This is a genomic window from Skermanella aerolata KACC 11604, from assembly GCF_000936425.1.
In the GTDB taxonomy this organism is placed as follows: Bacteria; Pseudomonadota; Alphaproteobacteria; order Azospirillales; family Azospirillaceae; genus Skermanella; species Skermanella aerolata.
Genome location: NZ_AVFK01000021.1, coordinates 59,346 through 81,572 on the forward strand (window position 1 = coordinate 59,346; position 22,227 = coordinate 81,572).

At 65.7% G+C, this 22,227-nt stretch carries 17 protein-coding genes; 11 read left to right on the plus strand and 6 right to left on the minus strand.

Features of this window, described 5'->3' with window-relative positions:
* Window positions 1-34: 34 nt before the first annotated feature.
* Entirely contained in the window at window positions 35-655 is a 621-nt protein-coding gene (locus N826_RS22850; protein ID WP_052831858.1) for an aspartate/glutamate racemase family protein, read from the minus strand.
* 391 nt (window positions 656-1,046) lie between these two features.
* On the opposite strand from N826_RS22850, the gene N826_RS45980 reads away from it, so the two are divergent.
* The gene (locus N826_RS45980) at window positions 1,047-1,148 is read left to right on the plus strand and encodes a nucleotidyltransferase domain-containing protein (protein ID WP_373866632.1); all 102 of its coding nucleotides are present in this window, start codon (window positions 1,047-1,049) and stop codon (window positions 1,146-1,148) included.
* 446 nt (window positions 1,149-1,594) lie between these two features.
* On the opposite strand, the gene N826_RS22860 is transcribed toward N826_RS45980, so the two are convergent.
* Window positions 1,595-2,206, minus strand: coding sequence for a GNAT family N-acetyltransferase (locus N826_RS22860; RefSeq protein ID WP_044432605.1), 612 nt, complete (start codon window positions 2,204-2,206; stop codon window positions 1,595-1,597).
* 23 nt (window positions 2,207-2,229) lie between these two features.
* Window positions 2,230-3,753, minus strand: a complete 1,524-nt coding sequence (locus N826_RS22865; protein WP_169789403.1) for an MFS transporter — start codon at window positions 3,751-3,753, stop codon at window positions 2,230-2,232.
* 82 nt (window positions 3,754-3,835) lie between these two features.
* On the opposite strand from N826_RS22865, the gene N826_RS22870 reads away from it, so the two are divergent.
* Window positions 3,836-4,378 (plus strand): TetR/AcrR family transcriptional regulator, encoded by a 543-nt coding sequence (locus N826_RS22870; RefSeq protein WP_044432606.1) that lies wholly within the window; start codon window positions 3,836-3,838, stop codon window positions 4,376-4,378.
* Window positions 4,379-4,569: 191 nt separating this feature from the next.
* On the opposite strand, the gene N826_RS22875 is transcribed toward N826_RS22870, so the two are convergent.
* On the minus strand, window positions 4,570-6,684 hold the full coding sequence (locus N826_RS22875) for a methyl-accepting chemotaxis protein (RefSeq protein ID WP_052831861.1): 2,115 nt from the start codon (window positions 6,682-6,684) through the stop codon (window positions 4,570-4,572).
* Between the two features lie 235 nt (window positions 6,685-6,919).
* Window positions 6,920-10,651 (minus strand): response regulator, encoded by a 3,732-nt coding sequence (locus N826_RS40420; RefSeq protein ID WP_052831864.1) that lies wholly within the window; start codon window positions 10,649-10,651, stop codon window positions 6,920-6,922.
* A gap of 325 nt (window positions 10,652-10,976) precedes the next feature.
* Here N826_RS40420 and N826_RS22885 point away from each other — a divergent pair, with 325 nt between their 5' ends.
* The 9 genes from N826_RS22885 to N826_RS22925 all read left to right on the plus strand — a co-directional run bounded on the left by N826_RS22885 (window position 10,977) and on the right by N826_RS22925 (window position 20,369).
* A complete protein-coding gene (locus tag N826_RS22885; RefSeq protein ID WP_044432607.1) occupies window positions 10,977-11,843 on the plus strand; it encodes a nitrilase family protein in 867 nt (288 codons plus the stop codon).
* A 59-nt stretch (window positions 11,844-11,902) separates the two neighbouring features.
* Entirely contained in the window at window positions 11,903-13,069 is a 1,167-nt protein-coding gene (locus N826_RS22890) for a substrate-binding protein (protein WP_044432609.1), read from the plus strand.
* Window positions 13,070-13,146: 77 nt separating this feature from the next.
* Window positions 13,147-13,983 (plus strand): branched-chain amino acid ABC transporter permease, encoded by an 837-nt coding sequence (locus tag N826_RS22895; RefSeq protein ID WP_044432610.1) that lies wholly within the window; start codon window positions 13,147-13,149, stop codon window positions 13,981-13,983.
* Window positions 13,976-15,814: a branched-chain amino acid ABC transporter ATP-binding protein/permease gene (locus tag N826_RS22900; protein ID WP_211099352.1), complete on the plus strand. Its 1,839-nt coding sequence runs from the start codon at window positions 13,976-13,978 to the stop codon at window positions 15,812-15,814. The genes N826_RS22895 and N826_RS22900 overlap by 8 nt, the downstream gene beginning before the upstream one ends.
* A gap of 71 nt (window positions 15,815-15,885) precedes the next feature.
* A complete protein-coding gene (locus tag N826_RS22905) occupies window positions 15,886-16,542 on the plus strand; it encodes a branched-chain amino acid ABC transporter ATP-binding protein (protein ID WP_211099353.1) in 657 nt (218 codons plus the stop codon).
* Between the two features lie 21 nt (window positions 16,543-16,563).
* Window positions 16,564-17,319, plus strand: a complete 756-nt coding sequence (locus N826_RS22910; RefSeq protein WP_044432615.1) for a DUF1028 domain-containing protein — start codon at window positions 16,564-16,566, stop codon at window positions 17,317-17,319.
* Entirely contained in the window at window positions 17,316-17,501 is a 186-nt protein-coding gene (locus N826_RS22915) for a hypothetical protein (protein WP_044432616.1), read from the plus strand. The genes N826_RS22910 and N826_RS22915 overlap by 4 nt, the downstream gene beginning before the upstream one ends.
* Window positions 17,501-18,886 carry an amidase gene (locus N826_RS22920; protein WP_052831867.1) on the plus strand — a complete coding sequence of 462 codons (1,386 nt, stop codon included), beginning with the start codon at window positions 17,501-17,503 and terminating at the stop codon, window positions 18,884-18,886. Before N826_RS22915 ends, N826_RS22920 begins: the two co-directional genes overlap by 1 nt.
* A gap of 76 nt (window positions 18,887-18,962) precedes the next feature.
* Window positions 18,963-20,369 carry an amidase gene (locus N826_RS22925; protein WP_044432617.1) on the plus strand — a complete coding sequence of 469 codons (1,407 nt, stop codon included), beginning with the start codon at window positions 18,963-18,965 and terminating at the stop codon, window positions 20,367-20,369.
* Window positions 20,370-20,405: 36 nt separating this feature from the next.
* Here the strand turns inward: N826_RS22925 and N826_RS22930 are convergent, their stop codons facing one another.
* On the minus strand, window positions 20,406-22,022 hold the full coding sequence (locus tag N826_RS22930; RefSeq protein ID WP_044432618.1) for a M20/M25/M40 family metallo-hydrolase: 1,617 nt from the start codon (window positions 22,020-22,022) through the stop codon (window positions 20,406-20,408).
* Window positions 22,023-22,227 lie beyond the last annotated feature (205 nt).

Here is a 22,227-nt window from a genome sequence, read left to right on the forward strand (position 1 = left end):
TGCCTTCGGGCTTGTCACGCCCCGGCAGAGCTCCTCATAGATGATGCGGTGAACGAGACGCGCCCATGCTCGTCGGGCACGACTGCGTCGATGCCGTGGCAGTCCCGCAGGCGTCCCGTGCAGAAGTCCTCTTCCATCGTGAAGCGCGTCGCCAGTAGCGCCGGACACCCGCCGCCTTCAGACGCGGCGCTGTGGCGTCCGCGATATAGACAAGCGGGATGGCGACCGCCGCCTCAACCGCTTCTGCCATGCGGTGCATGGTGTTAGTGCAGATCACCAGCACCTCGGCACCGGCGTTCTCCAGACGCCGCGCTGCTCCGGTCATCATCGCCGAGGCACCGTTCCAGTCGCTGGCTTGCTGGAGTGCTGCGACCTCGGCGATGAGGGAAGGCTGGCGGACACCGTCGTCACCACGGCAGCAGACGGTCAGGTCGGGGCCGAGATCGTTGTCGTGCGGCAGACCGTGATCCAGAACTCGGATGCGGAGCGCACTGGTCGCCACTGGACGGCAGTGCTGATGGTTTGAGGCGTCCAGGGCAAGTCTGAGATGGTGTCCCAGGTTCTCGATGATGATGCCGTGCTCGTCGCTGGGAAAGGCATGGGCAACGGTCACCAGCCAATCGATCAGTTCGGCGGACAGGCCGCCGAAGTCCATCGCCTCGAATTCCTAGATCGTGTAGCGGCGGTCGTGTGTCTGGGCCAGTGCGCTCATGGTGATCCTCCACTGCACGGGGATTCTGGCAGGAGCGCGCCGTGTGGCAAGGAGCAAGTTGCCGTTCAGGCGGTATGGCAAGCCTTCGGCGTTTGGAAGCGGGCGGCGCATTCCCGGAAACATCCTGCGGGTCCAGGTTAAGTCCATCAATCCGCCGTCCGATAGCTTCCGGAATATCGCCCACGCTGGCGGAGACAAAGCCCTGGGGCCGATGGTCGGCACCTGCCTGTGACATGCTTTCGCCAGAACCTCCGCCCTGGAGTGCTCGTTCAACACCTCCAGGATTGAGCAGGGTTGCGAATCGCCGGATAGACTGCTCACTAATCGCGTCGCTCTGGCGGCGTGCCAGCGCTTTCATGTCCGCCTGCTGGCCCTGTTCGGCTCCACTCGGAGGAGAACGGCGCGGCCGGAAAGCGACATCCAGCTGCTGGTTTAATTCGAGTCGAGGCAGGGCCGGGTCTCATCGCACTGGGCGAACTCGAAACCCGGTTGTCCTGCTTGGTCGATGGACGGTGCGTGGATCTGCGCATCCCGGAAGATTTGAGCCATCACTTCCGAAACACGGTCATGGAGGCCGCGCAGGTCCAGGATGCCGCCTGAAGGCCACATCCGCGGATGGCGGAGGCGGTGTCGATGACTTTAATCCGTCCACTCCCATCCACCGGGAGGCGTGGATGTCGTCGCATACGGCGTAGGTAGAAGCGTAGGTAGGTTTTATAGCTGTTGGAGTAAGTCATTGCAACTATTGGGTATTTTTCACGTTTTGGGCGGACGCTTCCTCCGCTGAACCCCGTCGATTGCCCTCTATAATGCGATGTAGCCGCCGACTGGCGTCGCCGAATCACCACGAAGTAGCGTACGCACCCCGCCGCTCACCACCGTTTATACGCCATAGCTCGACGTCTCGGTGCCTGCGACGCCAGTCATGCCAAGCGGATGCCTGATTGCTGTAGCACCGGACATCCACTCGCTGCGCAGGATAGCGTATTGCATGGTGTTTTCGTAGATCGGATTGCCCTCATCGTCATTGGTGAACGATACGAACTCGATGAATACGCCCTCCCGGCGCATGCCCAGCTTTTCGCAGAGGCGCTGCGAGGGCTTGTTGTGGTCTTCGACATAGGCATAGACTCGGCGAAAGCCTTTTACCCGGAAAAGATGGTCGAGCAGGGCCCTTGCGGCTTCGAACGCATATCCCTGACCACTGAATTGCGGATTGAGGTTCCAGCCGATTGAGGCCGTCTCGTCTTTCTCATCTTCTCCGGTGCCGCCGAACAGATCGCCGATGACCTGACCGTTTTGTTTCAGGCATATCGCCACGCGGCCCTCGTCGAGGGCGCGTTTCCTCACCTCGATCTCCGCCTCAGCCAAGTCCGCGAGCTTGAGCGAGAGGAAGCAGGGGGCGGTGGGCGTGCGCAGATAAGCGAAGAGGTCCGCTGCATCGCCCTCCCGGAAGGGCCTGAGGATCAGGTGCTCGGTTTCAATGATCTGCATGTCCGATACTCTGGAAAAGGCTGTCAATGATGCGCACGGGAAAGGCTGCGATACTCCGTGAGAGTGAAGAACACCACGACCGCCAACGCCGCGATCACTACGGCACCCGCCGTCAGGAGGACCGCGTGCGTTTGGGTGAAGGCGGCCTTGCCTGCTTCGATCAGTGCCGCACCCTGCTCACCCGGAAGCTCACTGGCGACGATGTAGGCATCACCGATCGTGCGGGAAGCCTGTTCGGCCAAAGCCTGTGATAGGCTGGAGGGCAGTTCGATGGCGCGGCTGAACACGCTCGACATGAAGACGCCGAACAGGGTGATTCCAAGACCGGTGCCCAGCTCATAGCCCGTCGCCTCCAGCGAGCCCGCCGCGCCGCCCTTGCTAGCATCGACGGAGCCCATGATGGCGATCGACGAGGCCGTCAGTCCGATGCTGAGCGTGAGCCCAAGAATGGCAAGCGCGAATGGAACGAGGAAACCCGGATCGTGGAAGTCGCTTTGCGCGAGGAACACCAGCGCACCCGCCGAGATCAAAAGCGAAAGTGTGGCGACCAGCCGCAATCCGAACCGGTTGGACAGATAGCCCGCGACTGGGCCGCCAACGGCTGCCGCCGCCATGATGGGGATCATGAAGATGCCAGCCTGCAGCGGCGTCTTGCCCAGCACGTACTGCAATTCCTGCGCCAGCGTCAGCTCGACGCCGGCCAGCGCGCCCGATGCGACGATGGCCATGATCAAGCCGGCGATGATCGCAGGATGAGACAGTAGCGACAGGTCCAGCATCGGCTCGGACGAACGGAGTTGCTTGCGCACGAAAAGCGTCAGAGCCGCAATGCCGAAGACAACCACGAGGACTATGATCGGCAGAGGCTGCTTGCCGCCGAACCCGGCCTTGATGCCGTATACGAACAGTATCATGCCGGCGATCAGCAGCAGCGCCTGGCCGATAGCCCACTTTCCGGGTGTAGTCTGTTCGACGCGCGGTAACAGGACATAGCAGGCCGGAGCGACCACCAGCATGACCGGCACATTGATCAGGAATACCGAGCCCCACCAGAAGTGCTCCAGAAGAGCGCCGCCGACGAGCGGCCCGACCGCGGCGCCGGCGGCTCCGATCATCCCCCAAAGACCGAGAGCCATGGCGCGCTCGCCCTCATCTTCGAAGGTCTTGCGGATGAGGCCCAGCACGCACGGCATGATCATCGAGCCGCCCAGAGCCAGAAGCACGCGCGCGGCAATCAGCATGGCGGGGCTTTGCGCAAAGGCGGCACATGCCGAGGCCACTCCGAAGGTGACAAGGCCGATGAGCAGGATTTTGCGGTTGCCGACCCGGTCAGCGAGTGTGCCCATCGGGACCAGAAGCCCTGCCATGAGTAGCGGGTAGATGTCGATGATCCACAGCACTTCGGTGCCGGAGGCATTCAGCGATTGCGTCAGCGTCGGGACAGCGACATGCAGGATTGTCATGTCGAGGACCACTGGGAGGAAGGCCAGCATGACAGCGACGAGGACAAACCAGCGGTTGGCCGGAAGAGAAGCGGACGACATCATTCACCTGAACACGGATTCCGTTCGGTGATATAAATACATACGTATGGATTTCAATAGCCATCGGTAGTGAAGGAGCGACGAGTTGGGCAGAAAACCGACCATCACGCGTGAGGGGTTGCTCGAGATCGCGGAAGGGATCGTTCGCAGTGAAGGAGCAGCCGGCCTGACTATCGATGCCTTGGCCAGGGCAGCCGGTATCTCGAAAGGTGGCGTCCAGTATTCATTCTCATCGAAAGACGATCTGGTCCGCGCGCTGATCGAGCGATGGACGCATCAGTTTGACGAGTTGCTTGGTGAAATGGACGATGTTCCGCCGGCCAATCTCGTCCGGAAGTACATCAAGGTCATGCGTAGTTCGCAGGCGGCCATGAACGCCAAAATGGCCGGCTTGATGATTGCCTACATCCAGAACCCGCAAAACGTCATGGAAACCCGCCAGTGGTACCGTTCCATGTTCGAGCGCCTGGGCGGCGGAGCGAGCGAGGCGCAGGCGGCCCGGGTCGCCCTGCTGGCAGTCGAGGGCCTCTTCCTGCTGCGCATCGCCGGCATAGACGAAGACGGGGAATGGAGTACTTTTCTCGACGACGTGGAGAGCGTCTTCGAGCGCCTACTGGAGAAAAAATAAGCCGCCATTAGACACCGTTTGGAGCGAAGACGCCGAGGGCAAGGTCACTGGCTGCTTCCAGGCAGAAACTCCACTCATCCCCCTGTTCGGATTTCCAGAGCCAGCTTACTTCATGACGGTGGAGGGCCGGGGGCGGCTGGGTTCTCCAGCGCCCCTCCACCCGTCGTCGGGCCGGTACTCCAGCCCTCCGATCAGGCGGCCCGAATACGATTGAAGAAGCGGTCGATCTCCTTGTCCAGAACGGCGGCTTCGCGGCGCAGATCCTCGGCAGCGGCATTGACCTCGCCGGCGGCGCCGCCGGTTCGGTTGGCATCCTCCGTTACGCCCAGGATGTTGGAGGAAACCTCCTGGGTGCCGCGGGCGGCTTCGTTGGTATTGCGGGTGATCTCGCGCGTTGCCGAAGCCTGCTGTTCCACAGCCGAGGCGATCGCCGCCGAGGTCTGGTCGATCTCCTCGACCGTCGCGGCGATGCCGACGATCGCGTCCACGGTCAGCCGGGTGGAGGACTGGATTGCGGCGATCTGGCTCGATATTTCCTCGGTCGCCTTCGCGGTCTGGCCGGCCAGGTTCTTCACTTCGTGCGCGACGATCGTGAAGCCCTTCCCGGCTTCTCCCGCACGGGCCGCCTCGATCGTGGCGTTCAGCGCCAGCAGGTTGGTCTGGTTGGCGATCTGCTGGATCAACCCGACCACGGCGCCGATCCGCTGTGCCGCATCGTCCAGCGCACGCACCGTCTCGCCGGTCTGCTGCGCTTCGGACACGGCGCTGCGGGCACGGCCGGCGGCATGGGTGACTTGGCGGCCGATCTCCGCGATCGAGGCGGCCAGCTCTTCGGTCGCGGCTGCGACGGTCTGGACGTTGGCGGATGTCTCCTCGGAAGCGCCCGCAACCACGGTAGCCCGCGACTTGGACGAGTCCGCGACGCTCGTCAGATTTTCCGACGCGGCGTTCATCCGCTCCGCCGATGCACCGAAGTTTTCGAGGACGCGCGCGACGGCCGAGCCGAACTCCGCGACGGCGGTCTCCATCTCGCGGTGGCGGGTCTCCTTGCGGACCTGCTCCTCCTGCTGCTCGCGCTGAAGCCGAAGAGTCTCCTCGGCGTTGCGCTTGAAGGTGCCCAGCGCGCCGGCCAGGCGTCCGATCTCGTCGCCTCGTCCGGTAAAGGGGATCTCGCCCGAAAGGTCCCCCTGGGCGACGCGCAGCATCGCCCCGGTGATGCCGTCGATCGGCCGCAGGACCCGCCTGCGGATAACAGCCAGAGCGCCGCCCCCGATCGCAATAGCCAGCACCAGCAGGCCGGCTTGAAGCGACAGGTTTCTCGAAGCCTCGGACGACTTCACGTCGGCGTGCAGGACGATGGCGTCCAGCGCCGCCTCGCAAACCGCGACCAGGCTGCTGGTTCCGGTGTCGATCGCCTTGCTGAACTCCGTTGCTCCGACGGGCGCATCCTTGCCGGCGGCGACCGCCTGAAGGATCTCGTTGCTCAGCTTGACGGTGGTGCCGAAGTGGGCCGCCTGCGCAGCGTCGGCGGCAGTGACGACCGCCTTCGGCATGCCGGGACGCCCGACTATCTCCCGAACCAGTTTCCAGCCGGCATCGGCTTTGCCGCGCAGTTCCGCGATCTTGGCGCGGTTCTCGCTTGAAACGGCTTTGTCCTTGATGACGGCCGCGACCGGGTACTTCTCCAGGCCGGCGGCGTCGCGGGCCAGATAGGCCGCGTCCTTGATGGCGACCTGAACGGCGGTGAAGGCGTCGACATCGCCGAGACGTGCCGTCAGTCTTCCGGAAATCAGCTCAAGCTGGTCGACCAGGGCGGTGATGGTAGCGTTGGCCTCTTTCGCGATCCCGTCGCGGCGTGCCGGCAACGGCTGGCGCAGGGCCTTGTCGATCTCCGGACGCAACGCCACCAGCCGGTCGCTCCGCGCCTTGAGTTCCGCCATCTCGGCCGCATCGGCACAGTCGTTGCCGCCGCAGGCCTCGATCAGCGAATCCAGTGCTGGACCCGATTTTAAACGGAGGACTTCCAGGCCGGCAACGGCGGTCGCCGGGGCTGCGTCCTGGGCTTCCAACGGAAGGCGAGTGCTGCCGCGCTCGATCCTGACGTTCTGGAGTGCCGTGAAGACGTCGCGGCCGGCATGCGCCAATTCGCCCGCCCGCTCGGCGGATCGGACGGCTCCGAACGCGCCTATCAGCGTCGAGCCGGTAATGCCGATCAGGATGAGGCAGAGCGTGGCGACGATCAGGTTGAGCGACGTTCCGATACCGGGAGAGCTCAGACGCCGCGGCGCTAACGGATTGGATTGCATGATGAATCCTTGGTTGCGTTTTTTATCGGGACGGGTCCAGTCGACTGGGCGGGCCGGCCAAGTGCGTGCCATCCTCGGCAAATCAAGTTAATTCGACGCTAAACTATTGATAGACCTTGGATATATACCCTTGGGCCGGCTTGCTTGTACCCGGTGCGGCGGCGACCGTCCGATCCGTCCGTGCGTCAGTCCCGCCTTAAGCCGCTGCCGATGAAAATCCTCCCGGCACGTGTTCTCAGGCCACCGCGGCCGGAAATCGCGCCCGCACCGCGGCGAGAGCCGCCGGACCCGCCGTGTCCACCGTCCGCGCGAGATCGACGGCCCGTTCGGCGCTTCCCTCCCGGCAGGCGGTCTCGAGCTTGCGGGCCAGTTCGGAAACCCGGAGCGCGCCCATGTTGCCCGCCGTCGAGGTGAGGTCGTGAGCTTCCCGCCGCAGACCATCCAGATCGCCGGAGTCCGCCAAATGCCGAATTCGGTCCAGACGCGCCTCGGCGTTCTCCAGGAAACACGCCACGAGCTCGTCGAAGTCGGCCCGGGGCACCGCACCTTCCAGCCCGGCAAGCCCCTCTGGATCGAATTCCGCGGCGGCACCGTCCTCCAGGGATGCCTCCCTGAGCTTCGCTCCACCGCCGGCCCAGCAGGCGACGGTCGCGAGGAAGCGTGCCCGGTCGAAGGGCTTGGCGACGATGTCGTCCATGCCGGCCGCCAGATACTCCTCCTGCATGCCCGCCATGACGTTGGCCGTCATCGCGATCACCGGCACCCGGCCGGCATCGCCCGCCAAGGCGCGGATACGCCGGGTCGCTTCCAGGCCGTCCATAACAGGCATCTGGACGTCCATCAGCACCAGATCGAAACCTCCGGGAGCCGCCGCAGCGACGCCGGCGGCGCCATCCTCGGCGATCTCGACTTCGTAGCCTTCGACCGCCAGGGTCATCGACGCCACGCGCTGATTGATCCGGTTGTCCTCGACCAGCAGGATCCTGCAACCCTGCCCACGCCGTGCGGTCGGCGCGGCGGCCTGCTCGGGTACCGTTTCCGGCGTCGTCGTGCTGTACAGGCGCGCCAAGCAGTCAAGCAGGGCCTGCCGGCGGAACGGCTTGACCATCAGGGCGTCGAAGCGAAAGCCGGGGTCGGAACCCTTGTCCAAACCGCCCGCCGATGACAGGAGCACCAGCTTGGCCTCGGCAAAGCGCGGGTTGGGCCGGATCCAGGCCAGCAGTTCCTCGCCGGACATGCCGGGCATCAGGTGGTCGATCAGCACCAAATCGTGCGGCGTTCCCTCATCCCACGCCCGGTTCAGCTCGGACAGCGCCTCCATGCCGTTCGCCGCGGTATCCACGGTGAGTTCAAGCCCCTCGAGCTGATGGCGCAGGATGCGCCGGTTCAGGTCAAGATCATCCACCACCAGCACCCGCAGCCCGCTGGCCTGTGTCGGCAGCGTTGCCGCGCTGACTGCCGGCATTTCGGCCTTGGGCAGGGGCAACTCGATGCTGAAGGTCGTGCCGCGCCTCGGCTCGCTGTGCACGTCGATCGATCCGTCCATCAGCGCTACGAGATCGCGGCAGATTGCAAGGCCCAGGCCAGTACCGCCGAAGCGGCGGGTGATCGAGGCGTCGGCCTGCGAGAACTTCTCGAACAGGCGCATGCACTCAGCCTGACTCATGCCGATTCCGGTATCGGAAACCTCGATGCGAAGCACGGCCATACCGTCCTTGGTACCGGCACTGCGAACCTCTACCCCGACGCTGCCGGTCTCGGTGAACTTGACGGCGTTGCCGACCAGGTTGAGCAGGATCTGGCGGATCCGGGTCGGGTCGCCGCGGTACGCGCCGGCGGCTTCCGCATCGATCAGGCTGCCCAGTTCGATCCCCTTCTCCCGCGCCTTCGGCACCAGCAGGGCGGTCACGCTTTCGACGAGGTCGACCAAGTCGAAGTCGATCAGCTCCAGGTCGACCTTGCCGGCCTCCAGCTTGGAAACGTCCAGGATATCGTTGATCAGGCCGAGCAGCGCGTCGGCGCTCTCCTTGATCGCCTCGGCACAGGACCGCTGGTCCGGCTCGAGCGAGGAGTCGAGAAGTAGCGCCGTCATGCCGAGAACGCCGTTCATCGGCGTCCGGATCTCGTGGCTCATGTTGGCCAGGAAGTCGGACTTGGCGCGATTGGCCGCCTCTGCCGCCAGCTTCGCCGCGTCCAGATCCTCCGCCAGTTCGGCCAAGTGCGCCGCCTGTTCCTCCAGACGCTCGTTGGCGAAGCGCGCTTCGGCGAGCGCACGGTTGCGTTCCGTCAGATCGGCCAGCGCCCCGACGAACATGACACCTTCAGGAGTTTGGAACTCGCCGAGGGAGAGCTCGACCGGCAGGGTCGTTCCGTCCCGATGCACCGCCTCGATCTCCCGACTGGCCCCGGCCACGGACTCGTCCCGGGTTTCGGCGTCGTGGCGCATCAAGGGCGTATAGCCGGTACCCTGCAGCGTCGGCATCAGCACGTCCACCGATCGGCCGGTCACCTCCGCCGCTGACCAGCCGAACAGACGCTCGGCTGCCGGGTTGAACAGGCGGATACGACCCATGGCATCGACTACCACGATGCCGATGCCGACGGTCCGCACCAGCGTCGCCAGACGGACCTCTTCCTGCTCGACCCGGCGGAAGGCCTCGACCTCGCCCGTGCGGTCGCGGCCGGAGCCCCGGAAGCCATGGAAGCCGCCGTCCTGCCCGACGATCGGCTCGCCATTGATGCAGATGTGCCGAAGCCCTCCGTCGGCGCCGTTGATGTCGTAGTGGAAGTCGCGGAACGGCTGCCCGGCCGCCAGCACGGCGTCGTACTCCGCCCAGGCTGGATCGTCAGGCGCCGCCGAGATTTCGCGCCGGGTACGCCCGAGAACCCGTGCCGGATCGAGTCCGATCCGGGAAATGCCTTTCGACATCTCCGTGAAGCGGCCTGCCGTGTCGCATTCCCAGTACCAGTCGGCGGACAGTTCGGTGAGGGCGCGAAACTTCGCCTCCGTCTCCTCCAGCGATCGGCGTTGACGCTCCCTCTCCACGGCCGAGCCGGCAAGACGGACCGCGACCGCGACGGCGACGAGGGAGATGACGGTGCCGGCACCGGCCATCCAGATCGTCACCTTGCGCCAGAAGACAAGGATGTCGTCGACGGAGCGCCCGGCGAGAACGACGAGGGGAAAACGGGAGGGCAGGTCGCGGTAGGCGAAGACACGGTCGACCCGGTCGAGCACGCCGGTCGCGCGGTAATTGCCCCAAGGCTCGGTTTTGAGCAACTCGAACACCTTGGCCGTCGCGATGGACTGGCCCAGGCCGTTCGGATCCTCGATCGTCGTCCTGGAGCGGGTGCGCACGACGCCATCGTGCCCGGCAAGGGTCGCGATGCCGCCCGGCCCGAAGTCGAAGGCCCGCAGCTGGTTGGATATCGCATAGGGGTCCAGCACGACCACGACCACCCCGCCGAAGCCGCCGTCGGGTGCGTTCACCCGCATGGAAACGGGCAGGGACCATTTTCCCGAATTGCGGCCCATGACAGGCAGCCCGACGAACGCCGCCCCGGTGTCTCGGGCGATGTGTACGGAGACGTGGGTTTGATCCAGATAGCTGGTCCGGTCGTCCGGAGGCATATCGAGAGTGGAGGCAGCCAGGAAACCGTCGCGGTCGACGACCGAGACCTGCACCGCAACGTCCAGCAGGAGGGCCTGCTGCGCCAGCGAGCGCTTCAGGTCAAGCTGGCCGGGGTCGGTCTCGATGTCGTGCCGAACCGTACGAAGCAGCTGCTCGGCATTGGCGAACAGCCAGAACGACTGCCGCTCCAAAGCCTGGGCCAGGTTCGAGACTTCACGCTCCGCAGCTTTCAGCGCCGTTTCCCGCTCGACGATCAGGAATGTGCCGATAGCTCCCCAGATCACGGCAAGGACCGTCAAGAGCGCCGTGATATGGCTGATGCGGATATTGAGCATGTCGTCCCCCCTGTTCCGGGAAGGAATTTACAACCTTATCTCTAAGGAAAAAATTAAAGGACCACTTTTGGTTAAACTGGCCACCCGTACCAGGGTTGTATGATCCCGGTGCGATCCGGCAACACGGTATCTGCGCGGCTACTCCCATCAAACCCCTTGAACATCCGCCCTAATACGGTATTGGGAATTCAGGATTATTAACGCAGCTGGTAATACCAGTACTCCGCAACGGCCATGATGCCGAGGCAGCTTCCAGGTATTTCAGGAGAATGCGCGGATGTCGGCCCACCGCCGGGCGGTCCGATCGGCAGGGAGAGTTAACGGGATGAGCGAAGCGGAAGTCCAAATCTCTTGCATACAATTCGAACCGCGCATCGGCGAAACGGAGCAGAACGTCGCGACCAGCGTCTCGCTGATCGGCGATGCGGCGGCAGGCGGCTCCAAGCTGATCGTCCTGCCGGAACTGTGCAATTCGGGATACGTGCTGAACTCCCGGGAGGAAGCCTACGAGCTTTCGGAAACCGTGGAGACCGGGAACTCCATCGCCGCCTGGAGAGCGGCGGCAGCCGACATGGACATCCACATCGTCGCCGGCTTCATCGAGCGGCAGGATGACCGCCTCTACAACAGCGCCGTCGTGCTGGGGCCGAAGGGACTGATCGGGACCTACCGCAAGAACCACCTCTGGAACGCGGAGGCGCTCTACTTCGAGCGCGGCGACCTCGGGTTTCCCGTCTTCCACACGCCGTTCGGCCGGATCGGCGTCCTGATCTGCTACGACGGCTGGTTCCCCGAGGCATGGCGTCTGCTGGCGCTTCAGGGCGCCGATCTCGTCTGCGTCCCGACCAACTGGGTGCCCATGGCCGAGCAGCCGGCGAACTCCCCGGCGATGGCGAACATCCTGTGCATGGCCGCCGCCCATAGCAACTCCATGTTCGTCGCCGCCTGCGACCGGATCGGGACCGAACGCGGCCAGCCTTTCATCGGCCAGAGCCTGATCGTCAACCCCAACGGCTGGCCGGTCGCCGGCCCCGCCAGCGTATCCGAGCCCGGCACGGTGACCGCCGTCTGCAATCTCTCGGCGGCGCGGCGCCAGCGTACCTGGAACAGCTTCAATCAGGTCATGCGCGACCGGCGGACCGACCTTTACCCGGAGATGCTCGGCACGCCGACGCGTCCCGGCTGGTACTAACGAAAACAAAGCCCAAAGCAAATTCAAAGAAAATCCACCATCGAAACAGGGAAAAGAACATGAAGACGCTTCAGCGTATCGGAACTCTGGGATTCGGAACCCTGGCCCTGATGGGCGCGCTGATGAACAGCGCCGCCGCCCAATCCACCGTCAAGATCGGCATCCCCGTAGGCCTCAGCGGCGCCAACAGCGTGGTGGCGCCCTCGGTCGTGCAGTCCAGCCAGCTTGCTGCCGACGAGATCAACGCGGCGGGCGGCATTCTTGGGAAGAAGGTGGAACTGGTGGTCGCCGACGACGGCAGCGGCGCGCAGGGCGCGCAGCGCGCCTTCAACTCGCTGGTCTTCCAGGACGATGTCGACGTCCTGATCTCGATGGAGACGAGTGCGGCCCGCAACGCCGGCTTGCCGATCGTCAACCGAGCGGGTAAGCCCTTCATCTACACGTCCTTCTACGAGGGACGGTCGTGCAGCCCCAACATGTTCGTCCCCGCCTGGGTGCCGGACCAGCAGGTCAAGCCGGTCGTCGATCACTTCACCGACACGCTGAAGGCCAAGACCTTCTACCTGATCGGCAGCGACTATAACTTCGGCCGGGGAATGCTGGAGTTCACCCGCAAGTACATCGAAGAGAGAGGCGGCCGGGTCCTGGGCGAGGAATACCTGCCGATGGACGGCTCCGACTGGACCTCGATCATCAGCGACCTGAGATCCAAGAACCCCAACGCCCTGATCACCTCGACCGCCGGCGGCGCTCCCAACGTCACCCTGACCAAGCAGTTGCGGAACGCCGGCATCAAGATCCCCTACGGCAACCTCGCCGTGGACGAAGGCACCGCGAAGACGATGGGCGCCGATGCGACCGATATGTTCATCTCGCAGTCCTACATGACCGGCATCGCCAGTGCCGAGAACAAGAAGTTCCTCGACGCGATGCAGAAGAAGTTCGGCGGCGAGCTGAAGACGCCGAACGACCTCTCGGTCCCCCAGTACGAGGCGATCTACCTGTATAAGGCCGCCGCCGAGAAGGCCGGCTCGACCGATGCCGAAGACGTCATCGAAGCCCTTCCCGAAGTGTCCTTTACTGGACCGCGCGGCAATATCCAGATGAACAAGCAGCACCATACGCCGCTGACGATGTATCTGGGTCAGGTCAAGGACGGCGGCAGCGTCGAGGTCATCAAGACCTTCGAGAACGTCGATCCCGGCGAGCAGTGCCCTAACCTCTGACCGTCGTTTCACGAGGGCGGGCAGCACCCGAACCGCCGCCCGCCTCATCTTCCGATGCGGCAAGAAACGGAACCCGGATGGCGATCCTTCTGCTCGACATCCTGACGACGGCCTCGATGCTCTTCATCGTGGCCGCCGGCTTGATGATCATCCTCGGCGTCATGAAGCTGATCAACTTCGCCCATGGCGCCTTCCTTACCGTGGGCGGTTACGCCGCCCACGTCGTCACGGCCCACGGCTTCAGCCCCTGGCTGACCATACCGGCCGCCGCCGCCTTCGGGTTCGTCCTCGGCGTCGTGGTCGAACGCGTGGTGGTGCGTCCGCTCTATTCCAGGCCGCTGGACGCCATCCTGGCGACCTGGGGGCTCGGCATCATCATAGCGCAGGTGATCGTCTTCGCCTTCGGGCGGGAAGTGCAGTTCGCCCAGAGCCCGATTTCCGGAACGGTCGATCTGTTCGGCACCGGCTATTCGTCGTGGCGGCTGATCCTGATCGCGGTCGCGGTCGTCCTTGGCCTTCTGCTGACGGCGCTGCTCTACCTGACCCGCTTCGGCCTCAACGCCCGGGCCGTCATCATGAACGAGAACCTCGCGCGTGGCCTCGGCATCGACAGCATCCGGGTGCGTGCCATGACCTTCGGGCTGGGCGCTGCCTTGGCCTGCGCCGCGGGCGCGCTGATCACGCCGCTGCTGTCGGTCGATCCCAACATGGGCCTGCCCTGGCTGGTCAACTCGTTCATGCTGGTGCTCGTCTCCGGCATCGCCATTCCGGGTCTGGCCCTGGCCTCCCTGGTCCTGGGCGGCGCCCAGGTCCTGGTCAGCACCTTCGTCAGTCCCATCATCGGCGGAATCACCATCGTCGTGCTCGCGGCCGTCATCCTGCGCATCAAACCTCAAGGACTCTCCCGTGGCTGATATCCCTGCGGCTGGAAGAGTGCCGGATGCCACCCGGCGTTCGTCGCGACAGGTCTGGCGGACTGTTCTGGGCGCCGCCATCGCCCTCGCCATCGTCGCGACGGCGCCGCTCTATCTCGGCACCTACATGACGAACGTGCTGACCCGCGCGCTGTTTCTGGCGGCCCTGGCGCTGACGGTCGATCTGATCTGGGGCTATACCGGCATCCTGACCTTCGGCCAGTCGGCCTTCTTCGGCATCGGAGCCTATGCCTGCGCACTGGTCTTCACCCACTGGGGCTTCGGGGCCGGCTGGGCGATCGGGGCTCTGGTCATCGGCATCGCGGTCGCGATGGTCACGGCTTGGCTGACCGGCCTGCTGTCGTTTTATCACGGCGCTTCGCCGCTCTATTCCTCGATCGTCACCCTGGCCCTGCCGATCGTCCTGACGCAGGTCATCTTCTCGGGTGGACGGTTCACCGGGTCGAGCAGCGGCCTGTCCGGCTTTCCCACGTATTACTGGAAGATCGACACCTGGTTCTGGATCGCCGGCGTCTTCCTTGTGGTGGCCGCGACATTCGCATGGCTGTTCGTCCGCAGCGACTATGGCCGTATCCTGATCGCGATCCGGGAGAACGAGGACCGCTGCGCCTACCTCGGCATCCCGGTATCCCGCATCAAGACGGCGCTCTTCGCCGTCTGCGCCGGCATCGCCGCCATCTCCGGCTTCGGCTACGCGGCCTTCTCCAACGTGGTGGCCCCGGAACTGGCCGGGTTCCAGCTGGGCACGGAATCCCTGATCTGGGTGGCGCTGGGCGGACGCGGAACCTTGATCGGCCCGATCCTGGGCGCCATCGGCATCGATGCCACGTCTTCGTACCTGTCGGGCAACCTGCCGTTCCTGTGGAACTTCATCGTCGGCGTCACCTTCGTCGCGGTCATCATCCTGCTGCCCAACGGCATCGCCTCCCTGATAACCGGCGCGTGGCGCCGGTACCGCACGCGCGGAGCCGGCGGTGGCGATCAGCCGCGTGACTCCGGAATCAGGCTGACGGCGGCGCCAAGCGTGCGCGCCGCCGCCGCCGCCGGTCGATCGGCATCCCCTCCCATCCGGATCGACGGGCTGACCTGCCGCTACGGCAGCCTGACCGTGCTGGACGGCATCGACGTCGAGGGCAAACAGGGCCAGCTGCTCAGCATCGTCGGTCCCAACGGCGCCGGCAAGACCACGCTGATGCGCTGCATCAGCAACGGCACGGAGCGCACCGGCGGCACCGTCACGGTGGCCGGGACCGAGATCGGGCGAAGCTCGCCGCAGAAGATCGTCGGCCTAGGCGTCGGCCGGAGCTTCCAGAACACCAGCCTGTTCGACAGCCTGACCGTCGGCGACTGCCTGCGGCTCGCCCGCTATCGCATCGACGGCGCCCGTCCGTTCTACCGCAGCGAGACGGTGGCTCTGCCGGAGCCAGCCCTGGAGATCCTGGCCGCCACCGGCCTGGACCAGCGGCTGGGCGTCGAAACGCGCTATCTGTCCCACGGCATGAAGCGCGGCCTGGAGCTGGCGATGGTACTGGCCACCGAACCGCGGGTCCTGCTGCTGGACGAGCCGACGGCCGGCCTGACTAAGCCCGAGCGAACCGCGATCGGCCATGTCCTGACGCGCTTGGCCGAGGAATACGGCCTCTGCATCTTCCTGATCGAGCACGACCTCGATTTCGTCCGCGAGATCTCCAACCGGATCGTCGTCCTGCACCAGGGCAAGCTGCTGCTCGACGGGACGGTCGAGGAAGTCGTCTCGTCCGAACTCGTCAAGGCCGTCTACGCCGGCCAGGACTTGGAGGCCACGGTATGAGCGGGGTGACGAACCAATCCGCAGGCGAAGCCCGGCTCCAAGTTGCGGGATTGAGTAGCGGATACGGACCGGTGACCGTCGTCCGCGACGTCTCGTTCTCGATAGCGCCGGGCGAGATCCTTGTCATCCTCGGCAAGAACGGCATGGGCAAGTCGACGCTGCTGAAGACCATCATGGGCTTCATCCGCGCCAAGAGCGGTTCGGTCCGCCTGGACGGCAGCGAGATCGCCAACCGTGCGCCCCATCTCAACGCTCGCGAGGCGCTGGCCTATACCCCGCAGGAATACGCGATCTTCCAGGACCTCACGGTCGAGGAGAACCTTCGGCTGGGAGTGACCGAGGACCGTCTGCTGGGCGCGAGGATGGGCGAGGTCGAAGCGGCCTTCCCGGTCATCGCCAAACGCTTCAAGCAGCGGGCAGGCACGCTCAGCGGCGGCGAGCAGAAGATGCTGCTGCTGTCGCGCAGCCTTGTCTCCCGCCCGAAGATCATGCTGATCGACGAGATATCCGAAGGCTTGCAGCCGTCCATGGTCAACCGGATGGCCCAGGTCCTCCGTTCGACCAGCGCCGAGAAGGGCGTCGCCATCCTGCTGGTCGAGCAGAACCTGCCCTTCGCGCTGTCCGTCGCCGACCGCTACGCGATCCTGAAGATCGGCGAGATCGTCGAGCAGGGCGACGTGGCCCACGCCGATACCGCCGCGACGCTGGAGCGGCATTTGCGCATCTGAAGCGGAGGAGCTGGACTGTATATGAGCCCCACCAGAAGTATCGAAGCAAATACCTTCTCGATCGTCGCCCGCTGCGCTTCCACCGGCGAGTCCGGGGTCGCCGTCGCCTCCGCCGTCCCGGCGGTCGGTTCGATCTGCCCCTTCCTCCGCGCCGGCGTCGGGGCGGTCAGCACCCAGTCCTGGGTCAACCCGTATCTGGCCGTTCGCATCCTGGATGCCATGCAGGCGGGCAGCGACGCCCAGTCCGCCCTGGACAAGGCCTTGGCCGAGGACGGCGAGGCGAACCTTCGGCAAGTCGGCGTGGTGGATGCATCAGGCGGTTCCGCTTCCTGGACCGGCGCCGACTGCACCCCATGGCACGGCGAAGCGAAGGGCAGGGACTTCGCGGCGCAGGGCAACATGCTGACGGGAGCACCCGTGATCGCCGCCATGGCCGAGACGTTCCAGCGGACGGCCGGCCAACCTCTGGAAGACCGCCTGATGGCCTGCCTTGAAGCCGCCCAGGCGGCGGGCGGCGACAAGCGGGGCCGCCAGTCCGCCGCCTTGGTCGTGTTCGGTGCGGAGGCCTATGCCAAGCTGGATGTCCGGGTCGATGAGGACCCGGACCCAATCCCCCGGCTGCGCCGGACCTTCGATGTCGCCAAGGCGCAGCTGCTTCCCTTCATCGCCGGAATGCCCAAGCGCGACGGCGGCAGCGCGTTTCCCCCTGAAGTGATGGACCTCCTGCTGCTGTCGCCGCCCGACCGGCCGGCGGGCGGCGGGAGCGCCAAGCCATGACGGAGAACCTCATGACGGAGAGCCCTGCGGACCCCGAAACGCTGATCGCGACGGAGCGCCTGACCGAAGTCCGCGAGGCCTTCAAGGTCATCTCCCGCGAGATCGAAAAGCTGCGCGGCCTTGAGTTGGGCGACCGCCATCCGGCGGTCGTGTTCCGCCCAATGCGGAAGGAGCCACGCTGATGCGCGTAGAAGACGCCATGCACCAGCCGATCCGGGAAGTCGCGGAGGCGATCCGGACCGGCGCGCTTTCTCCCGTCGAACTGACGACGGCCTATCTCGACCGCATTGCGCAGAAGGACAAAGACCTCCACGCCTTCGTCCACATCGCGTCCGACGCCCTGGATCAAGCCAAGTTGCTGGAAGCCGCCGCCAGGGAAGGGCGCATCGCAGGCCCGCTCCACGGAATCCCGCTAGCGATCAAGGACAACTACCTGACGGCTGATATGCCGACGCGGGCCGGCACCGAAGCCACGATCGAGTTCGCCAACGCCGAAGGGGCGGCGGTCCGCAAGCTTCGCGAAGCCGGCGCCATCCTGCTCGGCAAGACCAGGATGCACGAGTTCGCCTGGGGCATGGAGACGCCGCCGGCCCGCAACCCGTTCGACACCGACAGGGTGCCCGGCGGCTCCAGCGGCGGGTCGGGTATAGCGGTCGCCGCCGGGTTCGCGATGGCGGCGCTCGGGTCCGACACGGGCGGTTCGATCCGCATCCCGGCCAGCCTTTGCGGCACGGTCGGCATCAAGCCGACCTTCGGCCGGATCGGACGCTCCGGCATCGTTCCCCATAGCTGGTCGCTGGACCACGCCGGTCCCCTTACCCGCACCGTCGCCGACGCGGCGCTGCTGGTCGATATCATGTCCGGATACGATCCGGCCGATGCCGGTTCAGCGAACGAACCGCCGACCGACCTCCAGCCCGCCCTTACCGCCGGGGCCTCCGGTCTGCGGGTCGGCGTCTGCCGCAACCACTTCTTCGAAGCGCTGGACGACGAGGTCGCGGCATCCGTCGAAACGACGATCTCCAGCCTCGCGGCCCAGAGCGCCGAGGTGGTCGAGTTCGAGGTGCCGGAACTGGCCTATGGCCTGGGCGCCATCTTCGCGATCGAACTGGCGTCCTCGACCTCCTACCATCTCCATCACCTCATGGCGGGCCGGACATCGGCCTATCAGAAAGACGTCCGCCTGCTGGTCGAGATGGGACGTTTCGTCACCGCATCCGACTACCTCCAGGCAGAGCGCTACCGCACGATGCTGGCGGAGAAGTTCCTCCCGGTCTTCGCCGATGTCGATGTCGTCGTCGGCCCGACGATGCCGCTGACGGCGTGGCGCTCGGGCCAGCGCGAAGTCGAACTCGGCGGCAAGCGTGAAAGCGTGCTGGAGACGTCGTGGCGGTTCACCTATCCCTGGAACCTGCTGGGCCTGCCTGCGATCAGCCTGCCCTGCGGCTACGACCGCAACGGTCTGCCCATCGGCTTCCAGATCGCGGGAGCGGCATTCGACGAAGCCAGCGTGATCAGAACTGCGGCCATCGTGGAGCGGACGGTCAAGACGCACCATTGCTTCTGACAGGACCCGACAACCTGGAAATCGTAAGCGCCGAAGTTCTTAAGCACCAAGGTTCGTAAGCGCTAAGGAGAAAGCATTGACGTCCACCAGCCTGCACTATGAACCCCTGACTGTCGTGTCGGAGCGCATCCGGCGCCGCGAAGTCTCGCCGGTCGAAGTCACCGGCGCCATGCTCGACCGCATCGGCGAACTCGACAGCCGCTATCACAGCTATGCGACGGTGCTTGCCGACAGGGCCATGGACCGGGCGAAGACGGCGGAGGCCGAGATCGCCAAGGGCATTTGGCGTGGTCCGCTGCACGGCGTGCCGCTCGCCCTCAAGGATCTCTGCTATACGACCTTCAGCCCCAGCGCCGGCGGCACGACGATGCACAGGGAGTTCACGCCTCCCTACAACGCGACGGTGGTCGACCGGCTGGAACAGGCCGGAGCCGTCACGCTCGGCAAGCTCAAGATGACCGAAGGCGCCTATACCAGTCACCACCCCGACGATCAGGCGCCGCTCAATCCCTGGAACACGGGCTATTGGGTCGGATCGTCCTCGACCGGGTCGGGCGTCGCGACGGCGGCGGGACTTTGCTACGGATCGCTCGGCTCCGACACGGGAGGCTCGATCCGGTTCCCCTCCGCCACCTGCGGTCTGACGGGCATCAAGCCGACTTGGGGACGGGTCAGCCGCCATGGCGTGTTCCCGCTTGCCGATTCACTGGACCATGTCGGTCCGATGGCGCGGACGGCGGCGGACGCGGCGGCACTCCTCGGCGCGATCGCCGGAGCCGATCCAAACGATCCGACGGCGCTTCAGGACCCGGTGCCGGACTATCTGGCGAACCTCGGCACCGGCATCCGGGGCCTCACGATCGGTATCGACCGTTCCTATGCCAACGACGGCATCGACGGCGAAGTCGTCGCCGCCTTGAACGAGGCCGAACGCGTCCTGGTCTCGCTCGGCGCCAAGATCCGCGACGTCCGGATACCTCCGTTCGAGAAGCTCGTCAGCCTATGGATTCCCATGTGCTCGGTCGAGACGGCCATCGCCCACAACCACACCTATCCGGCACGCGCGTCGGAGTACGGACCCGACCTCAAGGCGCTGATCGACCAGGGCCGCTCGCTGACCGGCATCGAAGTGGGGGAGATCAATCACGAGCGCCTGAAGTTCTCGGGCGGCCTCGCCGCCGTCTTCCAGGAGATCGACCTGCTCCTGATCCCGACGATGCCGATGACCGTTCCAAGCCTTGCCAGGATGAGCGAGTACGGCGAGGACCCGAGCGTCCTCAACGGCATCCTCCGCTTCACGGCCCCCTTCGACTTCACCGGCAGTCCGACGATAACGCTGCCCAACGGGATCGACCACGGCGGCATGCCGCTGAGCATGCAGCTTGTCGGGCGGCACGTAAGCGAGGACCTGCTCGTCCGCGCCGGTCACGCCTATCAGTCCGTCACCGACTGGCATACCCGCCGCCCGCCGGATCTCGCCTGAAGCTTGGCCCGGTGCCGGCTCTGATCCGGCACCGGGCTACGATGACAGCACCCGTCGCGCTATTTCCCCGACCAGATCCGGCAACACGTCGAAAGCGTAGGGCACGGACAGGCGTTCCAGCCGCGTATGATAATCACGACCCCACGGTCCCGCATTGACGATGGGAACGCCGCCCAGCGCCGGCCCGTCGGGCCAGACGATCCCCGCGCCCCACGGCGGCGTATTCATCGCGATGACCGGCACAGCTCCCTCGTCCGCCTGACCCAGGAAACTCATGTCCGAGATGCCGGGGAAGAATTGCAGCAGCCGGATGCTCGTGCCGTGACGTTCGGCCACCGCCGCCACGGCATCGGCGCAGGCCGCCTCGAGCCGGCGGGCATCCGGATCGTTTCCCAGGCTGGTCGCCAGATAGGGCATAGATGCGAAACCCAGGACTACGGCGGGACCGGACCGTCCGCTCAGGTCCCAGGCCCGCTCGGTGACGATGCGGCTCTGCTCCGGAAGATCGATCCCCCGTGCCGCCGCCTCCCGCGCCGTGGCGGCCAGCGCTTCGGCCGCAGCCTCGCCCCGGCCCTCCACCTCCCGCCTGAGAGCGTCGAATGTCAGCACCGGCACGCCGCCCAGCGCCGCGCCGGACCGTTCGCCGAGCCGGTCCATGAAGGTGCGCGCGGTCCGGTCGGCAAGCCGCTCCAGGATGCCGAGCACCTCGCCCGGTCCGCGACGCTGGGTCATTACGTTCCAGAACATCCAGACGCGCTCGGGGGTCGTCACGTTGTAGCCCTGCTTGGTATCCTTCATGCCGAGCAGCGTCACCCCGGCCGCGGTTTCGCCGCCCGTCCGCTCCAGCAGTTCGGGCGCCCATTCCACTTCGGCGGCAAGGGCGCCGGCCAGCGCGCAGGCACCGACGCCGCGAAAGGCATCGGACGCGTGCGTCGCCCTGCCGACCACCAGGGCACTCGGGAGCAACTTGCCGATGGTCCCCAGGGCGACCGCCCTGCCGGCGCTGCCGTCGCCGTCGTCCACGAGGGCGTCCAGGTTGATCGCGGCGACGATGTCCAGCCCTCGTTCCCGCCCCAGCTCCACCAGCGCAGCCGCAGCGGCACGCGCTCCGGCGGAGTTCACCTCCTCGTCCGGCACGGCCAGGAACAGCAGGTTGCCGGCCTGGTCCGGATCGGCGGCGGCGTCCTCCATCGCGGCAAGCCCGGCCGCGAGCCCGGCCTTCATGTCCAGCAACCCCCGGCCGGGCAGGAAGTCCGGGCCTTCCAGATCAACCGACGCCAGCCTTTCGGCGGCCGTCGCGGCCTCCCTGCGCAATCGCTCCGCCAGCGCCGGCTTCAGCGCCTCAGGCCGGCAGGCAAGGGGTGCCAGTTCGCCGTAATCGTCGAGGCCCACCGTATCGAAATGCCCGGTCAGCACGACCGTCCGCGTCCCCCGGCCCCTCAGCAGCGCACAGACGCAAGCCCGTTCCGGATGCCCGCCCGGCACCGGAACCGTCCAGATGTCCTCATGCCTGCCGGCGAACAGCGAACTCGCCCGCAGCAGGCCCACCAGACGCCCGGCGAAGCCGGCCTCGCCGTCCGTCCCGGTTACGCTCTGGATTTCCGTCAAGGCCATGGCCCAACGGGCGGCGGACGTGTCCTGGAGGGTGCTCATGCGATCGGTTCCCGCTTGCTGTCGACCACGCCGTGACCGGGAGGTCTATTCCCACGAACATACCAGCAACCCGGCGGCGCTTGGTTTCATTCCGTTCGGAGTGATGAAACGCGGCACAGGAGGGCGGGTGGCGCCGGTGTCGTCACCGTGGAAATACCATAGGCGAACCTCTTTCGGCATGGCCCTTCACCTACCAACTATCGCG

Excerpts from the sequence above, each read along its gene's own strand:
- N826_RS22850 (WP_052831858.1), bottom strand. The coding sequence starts at position 655 with ATGGACTTCGGCGGCCTGTCCGCCGAACTGATCGATTGGCTGGTGACC.
- N826_RS22860 (WP_044432605.1), bottom strand. The coding sequence starts at position 2,206 with ATGCAGATCATTGAAACCGAGCACCTGATCCTCAGGCCCTTCCGGGAG.
- N826_RS22865 (WP_169789403.1), bottom strand. The coding sequence starts at position 3,753 with ATGATGTCGTCCGCTTCTCTTCCGGCCAACCGCTGGTTTGTCCTCGTC.
- N826_RS22875 (WP_052831861.1), bottom strand. The coding sequence starts at position 6,684 with ATGCAATCCAATCCGTTAGCGCCGCGGCGTCTGAGCTCTCCCGGTATC.
- N826_RS40420 (WP_052831864.1), bottom strand. The coding sequence starts at position 10,651 with ATGCTCAATATCCGCATCAGCCATATCACGGCGCTCTTGACGGTCCTT.
- N826_RS22885 (WP_044432607.1), top strand. The coding sequence starts at position 10,977 with ATGAGCGAAGCGGAAGTCCAAATCTCTTGCATACAATTCGAACCGCGC.
- N826_RS22890 (WP_044432609.1), top strand. The coding sequence starts at position 11,903 with ATGAAGACGCTTCAGCGTATCGGAACTCTGGGATTCGGAACCCTGGCC.
- N826_RS22895 (WP_044432610.1), top strand. The coding sequence starts at position 13,147 with ATGGCGATCCTTCTGCTCGACATCCTGACGACGGCCTCGATGCTCTTC.
- N826_RS22910 (WP_044432615.1), top strand. The coding sequence starts at position 16,564 with ATGAGCCCCACCAGAAGTATCGAAGCAAATACCTTCTCGATCGTCGCC.
- N826_RS22915 (WP_044432616.1), top strand. The coding sequence starts at position 17,316 with ATGACGGAGAACCTCATGACGGAGAGCCCTGCGGACCCCGAAACGCTG.
- N826_RS22920 (WP_052831867.1), top strand. The coding sequence starts at position 17,501 with ATGCGCGTAGAAGACGCCATGCACCAGCCGATCCGGGAAGTCGCGGAG.
- N826_RS22930 (WP_044432618.1), bottom strand. The coding sequence starts at position 22,022 with ATGAGCACCCTCCAGGACACGTCCGCCGCCCGTTGGGCCATGGCCTTG.